The following is a 15380-nucleotide window of genomic DNA, read 5'->3' on the forward strand; positions in this document are numbered from 1 at the left end:
AGCGCCACGAGGCGATCTGACACCGCCCAATGGCATCTACCTGCGCTTTCGTGCTTCCGACGGCGAACGCCCTTGTTTGCCGAGGGGAAAGCAAGTGGGCCACCTCACAAAAACTCGGTGATCTGCCTCACCTTTTGTTTGCGCCGATCACGAAACGGTAACGGCCCGATATCGGCGGCTGACCTGCGCAAATGGACTGTCTTGGGTCTTGTTATCTGTCCGTGATCTTTCCGCTATTGCTTCTAGATCGGGATGACTTCCGTCCGAGACCTTTGTACGGTCCAAAGCGACTCCGATACGGAGCAAACAATTTCAACACCAAGAACCTGCGTGTGAGTGGGGCCGCGGTGGCGAAGACGCCCGACGCGGGGGCCCGGGCCTGATCCCGGGCCGGGCACTGTGGCCCTCCCTTTTGCGCCTGACCGAGACGGCGCGAACCACCCCCTCCGGCCTGGATACAGGCTGCCGCACCCGCGTGAGCGGGTGTTGTTGGCGCGCGCTTGGCGAAAGGAACGAAGTGAAGAACATCCGCAAGACGTTTGGGCTGGGCATCATCGCTGGAGCGCTGGCTGTGGCTCCGGTGGCACTGGGTGCCGGCACCGCCAATGCGGACAGCGTGAACTGGGACGCCGTCGCGGCCTGCGAGTCCGGTGGCAACTGGGCGATCAACACCGGTAACGGCTACTACGGCGGTCTGCAGTTCACCATGGGCACCTGGCGGGCCAACGGTGGATCGGGCTCGCCGCACCATGCCTCCCGCGCGGAACAGATCCGCGTGGCCGAGAACGTGCTGCGCACCCAGGGCATCGGCGCCTGGCCGGTGTGTGGCAAGCGCGGCTAGTACAGGCGGCGATACGCCGACGACTACGCGTCAGGAAGCGGTGTCAGGTCAATGACCTGACACCGCTTCCTTTCATCTCCAGGCCCTCGGGTTACTTCAGCCCCCGCAACCACGGAAGTTTTCACAAACATCGGTAAAAAACTTCAGCCCCGCCTGTAACGCGTGACGTTGCTCACACGAACACATTGGTGACCGCACAGATGCACGATCGTGATCGATATCTGCAGCGGTCCTGGTGTCAAAGGTCGGGGAAGGACCGCGAGATGACCATACGAAAGGCGTTGACCAGGGCAATCTGGCTTGCTGCGGCTTCGGCCGGGCTCATGCTGTCGCCGCTGTTCGCCGCGACGGCGACCGCCGGGGCCGACACCGTGAACTGGGATGCGATCGCCGACTGTGAGTCGGGAGGCAACTGGTCGACGGATACCGGCAACGGGCACTACGGCGGTCTGCAGTTCAAGCCGACCACCTGGGCCGCCCACGGCGGTATCGGCTCACCCGCCATGGCGTCCCGTGAAGAGCAGATCCGGGTGGCCGAGAACGTGCTGGCGACCCAGGGGATCGGGGCCTGGCCGAAGTGTGGCGCCCGGGCCGGAATGCCGGCCGGTTGGTCGGCACCCAGCGCCCCCACCGGCTGCCAGGCGGTGCGCCCCGGGGCCGTGCTGGGAATCTTCGACCTGCGTCGCATCTGCACGACGTTCCTCGACCCGCTGGGCGCCTTCGGAGTACCGCGCTGAACGGGAGCCGAACCGAGCTCAGCGCACGGGCGTGAACGCGCTTCGCGCCGCGATCGAGCCGAGGTGCCAGGTCAACAGCGATTCCGGGACGAGCACGGTAGCGCGCAACACGGCCGCACCCAGCGCCTGCGGACGCAGGTTCACCGCCCGGCCGATGAACCGTGACTCCCGGACGATCCCGCTGACCCGTTTCCGTCGCAGCGTCTCGAACCGGGAGAAAGCGCTCGCCAGGTCAGAACCCTGTGCCGCAAGCGCGGCCAGCGTCGCCGCGTCCTCCAGCCCCTGACAACCACCCTGGCCCAGGTGCGGGCGCATCGGATGAGCGGCATCACCGGCGATCACCACCGGCCCGCGCGCCCAGTGCCGGGCAGGCGCCCGGTCGTACAGATCGTTGCGCAGCACCTGATCGGGATCGGTCGCGGCCAGTAGCGCCGGAATCGGCGCGGCCCACGAACCGAACTGCCGTTGCAGATAGGACAGCTCACCCTCGGGGGCTCGCTGAGCCTGCGGCGCCTGTTCGGTGGCGAACCAATATGTGTGGTCACCGCCGAGCGGCACATGTCCGACCTCCCGGCCCGGGGCCAGCGTCTCTCCCGACAGTTCCGGGTCCAGCGGGCAGTCGGCCACGCCTCGCCACGCCGTGTAGCCGGCGTAGCGCCGGGGTAGCGGGCCATTGAGATGCCGTGCCACCACCGACTCGACACCGTCGGCACCGATCACGCCGTCTGCCGCGCGGACTGAGCCGTCGGAGAACCGCACGCGCACGCCGGACCCGGCGATCGCGATGTCCTCGGCGGTGAGCCCGAATCGGACCGTTCCCGGCCGCAGGGCCCCGCTGAGAATCTCAGTCAGCACCGATCGCCTGATCACCACGAGCGGTTCGCCCAGCGCCCGGGTGAACCGCTGCGCTGCAGGCCGCCGCAGCCACGAGCCGTCACGCCATCGCAGCGCCCCGGCGGTCACTCGTCCGCCGGCGTCGCGCACCTGGTCACCGAGGCCGATCTCGTCCAGTGCGGCCAGGGCATTGGGCCAGATGCTGATCCCGGCTCCCGACGCCACATCATGACGGGCCTCTGCCACGCAGACGTCATACCCCTGGCGCTGCATGGCGACCGCGGTCGCCAGACCGGTGATACCCGCGCCGATGACGAGGACAGACGGTGTCATCGGTCGAATGTATCGAGGCCCCTGCGGTACGCCGCGCCGTGTCCAGGACCGGAGCGGTAACCTTCCAGCGTTCACACAGCGTGTGGACAGGTTCCCGAGCCGAGGAGCGCCGGGACGAGATGAATTGAGAGGACCCGATGAACCCCACCCGCTTCGCGATCTCGCTCGGCGCGGCACTCGTTGCCGCCTCGGCCCTGAGTGGTTGCGCCAAGGCCACCGAGCTCAGGGACGCCGCCGCGGGAGCGGCCGAGAAGGTCGTTTCGACGGGTACGGAGAAGATCACCGAAGCGGTCTCGGGCAATTTGTTCACCGCCGAGGGCATCGACAACGCCTACGCGGCGATCGCCGAGAAGGTCGGCGCCAACCCGATGCAGGTGGTCGAGATCTCCATCGCCCCGGGCGTGCTCAGCCTAGAAGCCATCGACCCCAATGCTCCGACCGAGCTCAACCAATGGAGCTACACCTCCGGCGCGGTCGGACCGTCGCGGCCCATCGATTACGACGACGACACCGAGGCACTGCAGCAGAACCTGTTCGCCATCACCGATGTGCCCGCCAGTGCGATCGCCACCGCGATCGACGGCGCCGTCGCGGCCAGCGAGATCCCTGACGGCGAGGTCCAGACCGTGAGCATCAAGCGCAACATCCCGTTCGATGCCAACGTGATCATGTTCATCAACGTCCAGGGCGAGCGCAGCAGCAAGCAGGTGTGGGCCGACGTCGCCGGGCAGATCACCGAGGTGGTCTGAACCCAGTCTGAACCCACTGAGGCGTCAGCCCGCGCGGCCCGTACCGGACTCCGGTACGGGCCGCGCTATTACGGTGGGGAGCCATGACGGTGTTCGACGATCTCGACGACTACTTCGCGTTGCCCCGGGTGGCCGGGCTTGCAGTGTCACCCGATGGCGCCCGGGTAGTCACCACGGTGAGCACCCTCAACGAGAAGCGCACCGAATTCCTCAGCGCCATCTGGGAATTGGATCCCTCGGGCGGTGCTCCGGCCCGCCGCCTCACCCGCGGCCTCAAGGGGGAGTCGGCGCCGACGTTCACCGCCGACGGTGATCTGCTGTTCGTCGCGGCCCGGCCGGGCGAGGGGGAAGACAAAGGGCCGGCCTCGTTGTGGCGACTTCCGGCAGCCGGTGGTGAGGCTTTCGAAGAGCTGGCCGTCCCCGGCGGCGTCACCGGTGTGGTGAGTGCGCGCAGCGCCGATGCCACCGTCGTGGCCGCACCGCTGCTGCCGCTGTCGGAGGGAATCGACGACGACAAGGCCCGGCGGCAGGCGCGCAAGGACAAGAACGTCTCGGCCATCCTGCACACCGGCTATCCGGTCCGGTACTGGGACCACGACCTCGGGCCGGACGTACTCCACCTTTTCGACGCCGACGGACCGCGCGACCTGACCGGTGCCGCGGGAACGGCGTTGCAGGAAGCGGCATTCGACCTCAGCGCCGACAGCGAGTTCCTGGTGACGACGTGGCGTCGGTCCGGTCCGGGTGCGCAGGTCCGGGTGAGCCTCGTGCGCATCGACCGCGCCACCGGTGAGCGCACCACGATCGCCGACGATCCCGACGCCGACTTCGGCCATCCGACCATCGCACCGGATGGCACCGCGGTGGCCTACACCCGAGAAACCCATTCCACCCCGACATCACCTCCGCGGATCACCCTGTACTGCAAGCGCTTCGACGGTGATCCGGTGGAGTTGGCCGGTGATTGGGATCGCTGGCCGTCGTCGGTCGCCTGGTCGGCTGATTCGTCGGTGCTCGTCGTCACCGCCGACGACGGCGGTCGCGGTCCGATCTTCCGTGTCGACCCCGCCTCCGGGACGGTCACCCGACTGACCGACGACGACTTCACCTACACCGACGTGCGGCCCGCACCGGGCGGGGTGATCTACGCCTTGCGTAGTTCCTACGCCGCGCCGCCGCATCCCGTGCGGATCGATGCCGACGGCACCGTCACCGTGCTGCCGTGTCTGGATGCACCGGCATTGCCCGGCACCCTCACCGAGGTGAGCGCGACGGCCGCCGACGGCACGCCGATCCGGTCCTGGCTCACCGTGCCGGCCGGTGACGAGCCGGCCCCGCTGGTGTTGTGGATTCACGGTGGCCCGCTGGGAAGTTGGAACAGCTGGCACTGGCGGTGGAATCCCTGGCTGCTCACCGCGCAGGGTTATGCGGTGCTGATGCCGGATCCGGGCCTGTCCACCGGCTACGGGCAGGACTTCATCGCCCGCGGCTGGGGCGCCTGGGGCGACGCGCCGTACGCCGACCTGATGGCGGCCACCGATGCCGCCTGTGCGCACCCGCGGGTGGACGCGTCCCGGACCGCGGCGATGGGCGGATCCTTCGGTGGCTACATGGCGAACTGGATCGCCGGGCACACCGACCGTTTCGACGCGATCGTCACCCATGCCAGCCTGTGGGCCTTGGACCAGTTCGGGCCCACCACGGACGGCGCCTACTGGTGGGCGCGTGAGATGACACCCGATATGGCGCAGCGCAATTCGCCACATCGCTTCGTCGGGGAGATCACCACCCCGATGTTGGTCATCCACGGCGACAAGGACTATCGCGTACCGATCGGTGAGGCGCTGCGACTGTGGTACGAGCTGCTTGCCCACTCCGGACTGCCCGCCGACGAGAACGGCGAGAGCCCGCACCGGTTCCTGTACTACCCGACCGAGAACCACTGGGTGCTGGCTCCGCAACACGCCAAGATCTGGTACCAGGTGGTGCTCGCCTTCCTGGGGGAGCACCTAGGCGGTCAACCCGCAGAACTGCCCGACCTGCTCGGGTAGCGTCGGCATGGTGACACAGCGTGAGTTCGATCTGGTGCTGTACGGCGCCACAGGATTCGTCGGCAAGCTGACCGCGGAATATCTGGCTCGCGCCGGGGGATCTGCCCGCATCGCGCTCGCCGGGCGTTCCGAGGCGCGGCTACGGGTGATCCGCGACGGCCTCGGTCCGGCCGCGCAAGCGTGGCCGCTGGTGATCGCGGACGCCGGCGATCCGGCTTCGCTCGACGCGATGGCCGCGCGCACCCAGGTGGTGGTGACCACGGTGGGGCCCTACGCGCGTTACGGCCTGCCGCTGGTGGCGGCGTGCGCCGCGGCCGGCACCGACTATGCCGATCTGACCGGTGAGACGACGTTCATCCGCGACAGCATCGACCTGCATCACAAACAGGCCGTCGATACCGGGGCGCGGATCGTGCACTCCTGCGGATTCGATTCGGTGCCATCCGATCTCACGGTGTACGCGCTGTACAAGCGGGCCGCTGCGGACGACGCGGGCGAGCTCGGCGACACCAACCTGGTGGTGCGTACGTTCGCCGGCGGCGTCTCGGGCGGCACCGTGGCCTCGATGCTGGAATTACTCAAGACGTTGTCCTCCGATCCGGAGGCCAGGGCGCTGATGAACGACCCGTACACCCTGAGCCCGGACCGGACAGCCGAGCCCGAACTCGGTGCCCAGCCCGACGTGCGGTGGCGTCGCGGCGCCGAGATCGCCCCAGAACTGGCCGGGTACTGGACCGGTGCCTTCGCCATGGCGGCGCCGAACACCCGAATCGTCCGGCGCAGCAACGCATTATTGGACTACGCCTATGGGCGCAGGTTCGAGTACGCCGAACAGATGAGCGTGGGCAGATCGCCCGTCGCACCGCTGGCCGCTGCGGTGGTGACCGGATCCAACGCCTTCACCCTCGGCGTGGGTGGCCGCTACTTCAACCGCCTCCCCGGCGGATTGGTCGAGCGGTTGGTGCCCAAACCGGGAACCGGGCCCAGTGAGCGGACCCGCGAGCGCGGGCACTACCGCGTCGAGACCTACACCACGACCACATCGGGCGCCCGTTACGTGACAAGCATGGCCCAGCAAGGAGATCCCGGATACAAGGCGACCGCGGTGTTGCTCGGCGAATGCGGGCTGGCCCTGGCTACCGACCGCGACGCGCTTTCGGGGCTGCGCGGTGTGCTGACGCCCGTGGCGGCGATGGGTGATGCATTGCTGAGCCGGCTACCTGCTGCCGGGGTGATGTTGGAGACCACCGCGCTGACCTGAGTCGAACACCTGTGGGACAAGATCACATTCGACTAGTGTCCTTTCGAAGGACTTCCAGTACGCCAGCAACGAAGGTGGGATGAAAAATGGCCGGTCTCGATGATCTGTTCGCGCAGATCCCTGTGGCGGATATCGCAAACAAACTGGGTGCCGATGAAGGCGAGGTGAGCGCCGCCATCAAGACCCTGGTGCCCGCCCTCGTCGGTGGTGTCGCAGAGAACGTGCAAGCCGACAACATCGATTCGAGTGATCTGGAGTCCGCCGTCACCGCGCAGGGGGCCAGCGGCCTGCTCGACGGCGGCGTGAGCGTCGACCAGGTCGACGCCAACGAAGGAAACCAGATCGTCTCGAAGATCTTCGGCGGTAACGACAGCACCCAGGTCGCCTCGGCATTGTCCGGTGCCGGAGCCGGTGGCAGCAATCTGATCAAGCAGCTGTTGCCGATCCTGGCCCCGATCGTGCTGGCCTACATCGGCAAGCAGTTCGCCCAGAACAATGCGCCGGCGCAGTCGGCGCCCCAGCCGCAGGCCTCCAGCGGCGGGCTCGGCGACATCCTCGGCAGCATCCTCGGCGGGGCGGCCGGTGGTGGCGGCGGCTCGAACAACCCGCTGGGCAGCATTCTGGGCAGCGTGCTCGGCGGTGGCGGTGGCCAGGGCAACGCCATCGGTGAGATCCTCGGCGGCCTGCTCGGCGGCAAGAAGTAACCACCGCCGCGAACAGCGGGAGAGCCCCCGACGCCCAGCGAACGCACCGGGCGTCGGGGGCTTTCGCTTATTGGGGCACGTACTTCTTAGAATGGCTCGGTGACTCCCACCCCTGAGAACCGTGCCGATGCCCTCCCCAAATCCTGGGATCCGGCCGCGGTAGAAGCCGACCTGTACCAGGGCTGGGTTGACGCCGGATACTTCACGGCCGATCCGGCCAGTGAGAAGCCGCCGTACTCGATCGTGCTCCCGCCGCCGAACGTGACCGGCAGCCTGCACATGGGTCACGCGCTCGACCACACGCTGATGGATGCGCTGACCCGGCGCAAGCGCATGCAGGGCTATGAGGTGTTGTGGCTGCCAGGCATGGACCACGCGGGCATCGCCACCCAGACCGTGGTGGAAAAGCAGCTCGCCGTCGAAGGTAAGACCAAAGAAGACTTCGGTCGCGAGGCCTTTGTCGAAAAGGTGTGGGACTGGAAGCGTGAGTCCGGCGGCACCATCGGCGGGCAGATGCGCCGCCTGGGTGACGGTGTGGACTGGAGCCGCGATCGCTTCACCATGGACGAGGGCCTGTCGCGGGCGGTGCGCACCATCTTCAAGCGGCTCTTCGATGCGGGGCTGATCTATCAGGCTGAGCGGTTGGTCAACTGGTCACCCGTGTTGGAGACCGCGATCAGCGATCTTGAGGTCAAGTACGAGGATGTCGAAGGCGAGCTGGTCTCGTTCCGCTACGGCTCGATGAATGACGACGAACCCCACATCATCGTGGCCACCACCCGCGTCGAGACGATGCTCGGTGACACCGCGATCGCGGTGCACCCTGACGACGAGCGGTACCGCCACCTGGTCGGCAAGACCCTGCCGCACCCGTTCGTCGATCACGAGATGATCATTGTGGCCGACACCCACGTCGACCCCGAATTCGGTACCGGCGCAGTGAAAGTCACGCCGGCACACGACCCCAACGACTTCGAGATCGGCATGCGTCATCAGCTGCCGATGCCCACCATCATGGACGCCAAGGGCCGGATCGCCGATACCGGAACGCAATTCGACGGTATGGACCGCTTCGAGGCCCGGGTCAAGGTGCGTGAGGCGCTGGCCGAACAGGGCCGGATCGTCGAAGAGAAGCGCCCCTACCTGCACAGCGTCGGGCACTCCGAGCGCAGCGGCGAGCCGATCGAGCCGCGGCTGTCCCTACAGTGGTGGGTCAGGGTGGACGGCCTGGCGAAAGCCGCCGGTGACGCGGTGCGCAACGGCGACACCGTGATTCATCCGCCGAGCCTGGAGCCGCGTTGGTTCGCCTGGGTGGACAACATGCACGATTGGTGTATTTCCCGGCAGCTGTGGTGGGGCCACCGGATCCCGATCTGGCACGGGCCCAACGGCGAGACCGTGTGTGTCGGTCCCGACGAGACCCCGCCGGCCGGCTGGGAGCAGGACTCCGACGTCCTCGACACCTGGTTCTCCTCGGCACTGTGGCCGTTCTCCACGATGGGTTGGCCGGACCACACCCCGGATCTGGCCAAGTTCTATCCAACCTCGGTGTTGGTCACCGGTTACGACATCCTGTTCTTCTGGGTGGCCCGGATGATGATGTTCGGGATGTTCGTCGCCGGCGATCCGGCCATCACCTTCGACGGTCAGCGCCCGCCGCAGGTGCCGTTCCAAAACGTCTTCCTGCACGGCCTGATCCGTGACGAGTTCGGCCGCAAGATGAGCAAGTCCCGCGGCAACGGCATCGATCCACTGGACTGGGTGGAGAAGTTCGGTGCCGACGCGTTGCGGTTCACCCTGGCCCGCGGCGCCAGCCCGGGCGGTGACCTGTCCATCGGCGAGGACCATGCCCGCGCGTCGCGCAACTTCGCCACCAAGCTGTTCAACGCGACCCGCTTTGCGTTGATGAACGGTGCCGCACCCGCGCTGCTTCCCGACCTCGCTGCACTGACCGACGCCGACCGCTGGATCCTGGGCCGCCTCGAAGAGGTCCGCGCCGAGGTGGATGCGGCGCTCGACAGCTACGAGTTCAGCCGGGCCTGCGAATCGCTGTACCACTTCGCGTGGGACGAGTTCTGCGACTGGTACGTGGAATTGGCCAAGGTGCAGCTGGGGCAGGAGGACCACACGGCCTACACGACCGGGGTGCTCGCCTACGTGCTCGACGCGCTGCTCAAACTGCTGCATCCGGTGATGCCGTTCGTCACCGAGACGCTGTGGAAGACACTGACCGATGGTGAGTCGATCGTGATCGCGCAGTGGCCGCAACCGTCTGGTATCGCGCTGGATCAGGTCGCCGCACAACACATTTCCGACATGCAGAAGCTGATCACCGAGGTGCGGCGCTTCCGCAGCGATCAAGGCCTGGCCGACCGGCAGCGCGTCCCGGCCCGGCTCTCGGCCATCGCCGAGGCCGGCCTGACCGAGCAACTGCCCGCGATCACCGCGTTGGCCTGGCTGACCGACGCCGGCGACGGGTTCACCCCCTCGGCTTCCGTCGAGGTGCGCCTGACGCAGGCCACGGTGCTCGTCGAGGTGGACACCTCGGGCACCGTCGACGTTGCGGCCGAACGGCGTCGGCTGGAAAAGGATCTGGCCGCGGCGCAAAAGGAACTGGCCACCACCACGGCCAAACTCGGTAACGAGGCCTTCCTGGCCAAGGCGCCGGAGAACGTCGTCGACAAGATCCGGGCCCGTCAGCAGTTGGCCGACGAGGAGGTCGAGCGGATCACCGCACGCCTGGCCGGACTCGCCCAATGACCGATCCGGTCCCTTCGCCGGACGAGATCGCGGCGCTGCTGCAGGTCGAGCACCTGCTCGATCAGCGGTGGCCCGAGACCAAGCTGGACCCGAGCACGGCGCGGATCGCGGCGCTGTTGGAGTTGCTCGGTTCGCCGCAGCAGGCCTACCCGTCGATCCACGTGGCGGGGACCAACGGCAAGACCTCGGTGGCGCGCATCATCGATGCGTTGTTGACCGCGCTGCATCGGCGCACCGGCCGTACCACCAGCCCGCACCTGCAGTCGGCGGTCGAGCGCATCTCGATCGACGGAAAGCCCATCACCCCAGCGCAATACGTCGAGACCTACACCGAGATCGAACCCTTTGTGCAGCTGGTCGACCAGCAGTCCGAAGCTGCCGGGGGCCCCAAGATGAGCAAGTTCGAGGTGCTCACCGCGATGGCCTTCGCGGCGTTCGCGGACGCGCCCGTGGACGTTGCGGTCGTCGAGGTCGGGATGGGCGGCCGATGGGACGCCACCAACGTCGTCAACGCCCCCGTCGCGGTGATCACTCCGATCGGAATGGACCACACCGATTACCTCGGTGACACGATCGCCGCCATTGCCGGAGAGAAGGCCGGCATCATCACCCGGCAGCCCGACGCCCTGGTGCCGACCGACACTGTGGCGGTCATCGGCCAGCAGGTCCCCGAGGCCATGGAGGTGCTGCTGGAGGAGGCGGTGCGGGCCGACGCCGCTGTGGCCCGTGAGGATTCCGAGTTCGCCGTACTCGGCCGCCAGGTCGCGATCGGCGGGCAGCTGCTGACCTTGCAGGGCCTGGGCGGGGTGTACTCCGATGTGTTCCTGCCACTGCACGGCGAGCATCAGGCTCACAACGCCGTTGTCGCGCTGGCCGCGGTGGAGGCGTTCTTCGGTGCGGGTGCGGACCGCCAACTCGACATCGACGCGGTTCGAGCCGGTTTCGCCGCCGTATACAGTCCCGGTCGGATGGAGCGCATGCGCAGCGCGCCAACGGTTTTCATCGATGCGGCACACAATCCGGCCGGCGCCGCGGCGCTGGCGCAGACCCTGCAGCAGGAGTTCGATTTCCGCTTTCTGGTCGGGGTGGTATCGGTGATGGGGGACAAGGACGTCGGCGGCATCCTCAATGCGCTCGAGCCGGCATTCGATCAGATCGTGGTGACCCACAACGGTTCGCCGCGGGCGATGGACGTCGAATCGCTGGCGTTGCTGGCCGAGGAGCGGTTCGGGCCGGATCGGGTGATCACCGCCGCGACGCTGGCCGACGCCATCGAGACGGCCACGGCTTTGGTCGAGGAGTCCGGCGCGGACGAAGGACTGTCCGGCGCCGGCATCGTAATCACGGGTTCGGTGGTGACCGCCGGCGCGGCCCGAACCCTGTTCGGACGGGACCCACAGTGAGCACTCAGAACGACAAGCCGACACCGACCGATCCCTGGAAGAGCTTCCGCGGCGTGATGGCCGCGACGCTGATCCTCGAAGCCATCGTCGTGCTGCTGGCCCTGCCGGTCGTCGGCGTCAGCGCCGCCGGCCTCACCTGGACGTCGGGCGGGTTCGTGGTGGGTCTGGCCGTCGTGCTGATCCTGATGTCGGGCCTACAGGGCCGGCCCTGGGCCATCTGGGCGAACCTCGGCATCCAACTGGTGGTGATCGCCGGTGCGCTCGTGCACGGCGCGATCGGCTTCATCGGCGTCATCTTCGCGGTGGTCTGGCTGTTGATCGTCTACCTGCGGGCTGAGGTCAAACGCCGGCAGGACCGCGGTCTGCTGCCCGGCCAGCAACCTCCCGCCGAATAGCCGAGGCGCAGCGCAAACCCGGTCGGGGGGCCGCCGTCGCCGGGTGCGGCTACCGACCGGTACGCTCTCTGCCGTGACTGAGCGGACCCTTGTTTTGATCAAGCCCGACGGCGTGCAGCGCCACCTGGTCGGGGAGATCCTCGGCCGGATCGAGCGCAAGGGGCTGACCCTGGCCGCGCTGGAGCTGAAGAACGTCAGCATTGAACTGGCCAAGCAGCATTACGCCGAGCACGACGGCAAGCCCTTCTTCGATTCACTGCTGGAGTTCATCACCTCCGGTCCCGTCGTGGCCGCGATCGTCGAGGGACCGCGCGCCATCGCGGCGTTCCGTCAGATCGCCGGCGGCACCGATCCGGTGGAGAAGGCCGTGCCCGGCACCATCCGTGGTGACCTGGCGCTTGTCACGCAGGACAACCTCGTGCACGGGTCGGATTCTGCGGAGTCGGCGGCCCGCGAGATCGCCCTGTGGTTCCCCGGCGAAGCTTCGGCCTGACAATCCTTCTTCGCAGTCTGGTCAGTACCGCGTCAGTGATGTGGGATACTGGTTGCGGGTAGCCGGCCTCAACCGAGGCCGAACACCCGAATGAAGACTTCGACGAGCGCGACCACCGCAATCCGGTGCGGCGCCGACCGTCCAGCCATCATTCAGCCAGGCACCGGGTGGGTTCGGTAGCGAGCCGCTCGGAGCGAGACCACAACAAGTCCGGGGAAAGTGTCCCGGGCCAATAGCGGAAGCCCTCGCGTGGCCGCGTCGTTCGACGCGCCCGGGGGCTTGAGGAGAATTCGTGGCCGAAGATGCCCAGAATGACGACCTATCAACCCAGACTCCGCAGCAGGAGGGACTCCCAGAGCGGCTGAGAGTCCATTCCCTGGCGCGGGTACTCGGCACCACCAGCAGGCGGGTGCTGGATGCCCTCGCCGAGTTCGACGGACGCCAGCGCAGCGCGCACTCCACCGTCGACAAGGTGGATGCCGAGCGAGTCCGTGACGCGCTGGCTCTCGGAGCGGCCGAGGTCATCCCCGAACAGGCCGCTGAGCAACCCCCCGGAGAACCGCCCGCGTCAGAACCGGTCCAGGTTGAAGCGGTGGCCGTCACTGTGACCGGAGCGGTCACCGCCACGGTCCAGACGTCGGACGAGGCGCCGGAATCCGAGACGCCGGTTGACGCCCCGCTGGCCGAGACCGAGTCCGAGACTTCCACGGAGTCGACGTCCGAGGCCGTGCTCGTCGGCGATGAGCCGGAGTCGCGACTGATCCTGGAGACCGCGAACATCCCGCCCGCCCGCGAATCGCACACCGAGCGAGCCGACTACCTGCCATTGTTCGTCGCCCCACAACCGATCAGTTTCGAACCGGTCGCTGTCGAAGACGACGAGGAAGACGACGACAACGGCAGCGATTCCGAGTCCGACTCAGAATCCGACGACGAGCAGGCCGATCGCCCGGCCGCGCGGCGTCGGCGACGCGGCCGTCGTGGTCGTGGTCGTGGCCGCGGTGAACAGCTGGATGACAACGGGTCCGAATCCGGCCCGGACTCCGAGACCGACACCGGCGACGAGCAGAGCGAGTCCGACCAGGATTCCGACGACGACGCCGATGAGTCGGATGAAGGCAGCGACGAGGAAGCCACGGGTACCGACGGCAGCACCCGCCGTCGCCGCCGTCGCCGGCGCCGCAAGTCCGGATCGGGTGACAGCGACGACGCTGGTTCGCCGGATGACCCGCCCAATACGGTCGTCCATGAGCGCACCCCGCGTTCCGAGCGGGCCGGCAAAGGCAGCGATGACTCCGAGATCCAGGGGATCAGCGGATCGACCCGCTTGGAGGCCAAGCGTCAGCGCCGCCGTGACGGTCGCGACGCCGGCCGTCGTCGGCCGCCGATCCTGAGCGAAGCCGAGTTTCTGGCCCGGCGTGAAGCGGTCGAACGCACCATGATCGTCCGCGACAAGGTGCGTACCGAGCCACCGCACGAGGGCGCCCGCTATACGCAGATCGCCGTGCTGGAAGACGGCGTCGTCGTCGAGCACTTCGTGACGTCGGCGGCGTCGGCGAGCCTCGTCGGCAACATCTATCTCGGCATCGTGCAGAACGTGCTGCCCTCGATGGAGGCCGCGTTTGTCGACATCGGCCGGGGCCGCAACGGTGTGCTCTATGCCGGCGAGGTCAACTGGGAGGCCGCCGGTCTCGGCGGGTCGAACCGCAAGATCGAGCAGGCCCTCAAGCCCGGCGACTATGTCGTCGTCCAGGTCAGCAAGGACCCGGTCGGCCACAAGGGCGCCCGGCTGACCACGCAGGTTTCGCTGGCCGGCCGCTATCTGGTCTATGTGCCCGGCGCCTCGTCGACGGGCATCAGCCGCAAGCTGCCCGACACCGAGCGGCAGCGGCTCAAGGAGATCCTCAAGGAGGTCGTGCCTGCCGATGCGGGTGTGATCATCCGCACCGCCTCTGAGGGCGTCAAAGAAGAGGACATCCGCTCCGACGTCGAGCGGTTGCAGCAGCGCTGGACCGAGATCGACGCGAAGGCCGCCGAGGTCACCGCGAAGAAGGCCGGTGCCGCTGTCGCGCTCTACGAGGAGCCCGATGTTCTGGTCAAGGTGATCCGCGACCTGTTCAACGAAGATTTCTCGGGCCTGATCGTCTCCGGTGACGAGGCGTGGAACACCATCAATTCGTACGTCGAGACCGTGGCCCCCGACTTGATGGGGCGGCTGACCAAGTACGAGCCGGCCGGTGGCGCGGACGCGCCCGATGTGTTCGCCGTGCACCGCATCGACGAACAGTTGGCCAAGGCGATGGACCGCAAGGTGTGGCTGCCTTCGGGCGGGACCCTGGTGATCGACCGCACCGAGGCGATGACCGTGGTTGACGTCAACACCGGCAAGTTCACCGGTGCCGGCGGCAACCTCGAGCAGACCGTCACGCGTAACAACCTCGAAGCGGCCGAGGAGATCGTGCGCCAGCTCCGGTTGCGTGACATCGGCGGCATCGTGGTCATCGACTTCATCGACATGGTGCTCGAGTCGAACCGGGATCTGGTGCTGCGCCGGTTGACCGAGGCGCTCGGCCGCGACCGCACCCGCCATCAGGTCTCCGAGGTGACCTCGCTGGGCCTCGTGCAGCTGACCCGAAAGAAGCTGGGCACCGGTCTGGTCGAGGCATTTTCGACCACCTGCACGCATTGCGCCGGTCGCGGCATCGTGCTGCACGGTGATCCGGTCGACACGGCCTCGGCCAACACTGCGCGCAAGAACGAGCCCAGCGGTGGGGGCCGCCGCAGCAAGCGCGGCAAGAAGGGCAACTCCCAGACCGACA

11 protein-coding genes and 1 pseudogene are annotated in these 15380 nt (G+C 67.5%); 11 read left to right on the top strand and 1 reads right to left on the bottom strand.

Going from position 1 to position 15380, the window contains the following annotated elements:
• Nucleotides 1-607: 607 nt before the first annotated feature.
• Nucleotides 608-841 (top strand): annotated as a pseudogene (locus A5699_RS07115) (transglycosylase family protein); the annotation flags it as partial.
• 263 nt (nt 842-1104) lie between these two features.
• On the top strand, nt 1105-1578 hold the full coding sequence (locus A5699_RS07120) for a transglycosylase family protein (RefSeq protein WP_197508214.1): 474 nt from the start codon (nt 1105-1107) through the stop codon (nt 1576-1578).
• Nucleotides 1579-1596: 18 nt separating this feature from the next.
• Here A5699_RS07120 and A5699_RS07125 read toward each other — a convergent pair whose 3' ends face one another.
• Entirely contained in the window at nt 1597-2745 is a 1149-nt protein-coding gene (locus A5699_RS07125; RefSeq protein WP_067767425.1) for an FAD-dependent oxidoreductase, read from the bottom strand.
• Nucleotides 2746-2882: 137 nt separating this feature from the next.
• On the opposite strand from A5699_RS07125, the gene A5699_RS07130 reads away from it, so the two are divergent.
• The 9 genes from A5699_RS07130 to A5699_RS07170 form a co-directional block, all read left to right on the top strand.
• Nucleotides 2883-3494: a hypothetical protein gene (locus tag A5699_RS07130; protein ID WP_067767429.1), complete on the top strand. Its 612-nt coding sequence runs from the start codon at nt 2883-2885 to the stop codon at nt 3492-3494.
• An 83-nt stretch (nt 3495-3577) separates the two neighbouring features.
• Entirely contained in the window at nt 3578-5545 is a 1968-nt protein-coding gene (locus A5699_RS07135; protein WP_067767432.1) for a S9 family peptidase, read from the top strand.
• Between the two features lie 7 nt (nt 5546-5552).
• Nucleotides 5553-6806: a trans-acting enoyl reductase family protein gene (locus A5699_RS07140; RefSeq protein ID WP_197508215.1), complete on the top strand. Its 1254-nt coding sequence runs from the start codon at nt 5553-5555 to the stop codon at nt 6804-6806.
• An 86-nt stretch (nt 6807-6892) separates the two neighbouring features.
• Nucleotides 6893-7510 (top strand): DUF937 domain-containing protein, encoded by a 618-nt coding sequence (locus tag A5699_RS07145; protein ID WP_067767434.1) that lies wholly within the window; start codon nt 6893-6895, stop codon nt 7508-7510.
• Between the two features lie 99 nt (nt 7511-7609).
• Nucleotides 7610-10270 (top strand): valine--tRNA ligase, encoded by a 2661-nt coding sequence (locus tag A5699_RS07150; RefSeq protein WP_067767437.1) that lies wholly within the window; start codon nt 7610-7612, stop codon nt 10268-10270.
• On the top strand, nt 10267-11673 hold the full coding sequence (locus A5699_RS07155; protein ID WP_067767440.1) for a folylpolyglutamate synthase/dihydrofolate synthase family protein: 1407 nt from the start codon (nt 10267-10269) through the stop codon (nt 11671-11673). Before A5699_RS07150 ends, A5699_RS07155 begins: the two co-directional genes overlap by 4 nt.
• Before the next feature lie 56 nt (nt 11674-11729).
• The gene (locus tag A5699_RS07160) at nt 11730-12068 is read left to right on the top strand and encodes a DUF4233 domain-containing protein (protein ID WP_082957612.1); all 339 of its coding nucleotides are present in this window, start codon (nt 11730-11732) and stop codon (nt 12066-12068) included.
• Between the two features lie 73 nt (nt 12069-12141).
• Nucleotides 12142-12561, top strand: a complete 420-nt coding sequence (ndk, locus tag A5699_RS07165) for a nucleoside-diphosphate kinase (RefSeq protein WP_067767447.1) — start codon at nt 12142-12144, stop codon at nt 12559-12561.
• A gap of 292 nt (nt 12562-12853) precedes the next feature.
• Nucleotides 12854-15380, top strand: a 2527-nt coding sequence (locus A5699_RS07170; protein ID WP_067767527.1) for an Rne/Rng family ribonuclease, incomplete at its 3' end; no start/stop codon positions are given.

This window comes from Mycobacterium sp. E802 (assembly GCF_001666875.1).
Classification (GTDB): Bacteria; Actinomycetota; Actinomycetes; order Mycobacteriales; family Mycobacteriaceae; genus Mycobacterium.

What these genes read in the sequence shown, in the direction of transcription:
- A5699_RS07120 (WP_197508214.1), top strand. Translation starts at nt 1,105, where the DNA reads ATGACCATACGAAAGGCGTTGACCAGGGCAATCTGGCTTGCTGCGGCT.
- A5699_RS07125 (WP_067767425.1), bottom strand. Translation starts at nt 2,745, where the DNA reads ATGACACCGTCTGTCCTCGTCATCGGCGCGGGTATCACCGGTCTGGCG.
- A5699_RS07130 (WP_067767429.1), top strand. Translation starts at nt 2,883, where the DNA reads ATGAACCCCACCCGCTTCGCGATCTCGCTCGGCGCGGCACTCGTTGCC.
- A5699_RS07135 (WP_067767432.1), top strand. Translation starts at nt 3,578, where the DNA reads ATGACGGTGTTCGACGATCTCGACGACTACTTCGCGTTGCCCCGGGTG.
- A5699_RS07140 (WP_197508215.1), top strand. Translation starts at nt 5,553, where the DNA reads ATGGTGACACAGCGTGAGTTCGATCTGGTGCTGTACGGCGCCACAGGA.
- A5699_RS07145 (WP_067767434.1), top strand. Translation starts at nt 6,893, where the DNA reads ATGGCCGGTCTCGATGATCTGTTCGCGCAGATCCCTGTGGCGGATATC.
- A5699_RS07155 (WP_067767440.1), top strand. Translation starts at nt 10,267, where the DNA reads ATGACCGATCCGGTCCCTTCGCCGGACGAGATCGCGGCGCTGCTGCAG.
- A5699_RS07160 (WP_082957612.1), top strand. Translation starts at nt 11,730, where the DNA reads ATGGCCGCGACGCTGATCCTCGAAGCCATCGTCGTGCTGCTGGCCCTG.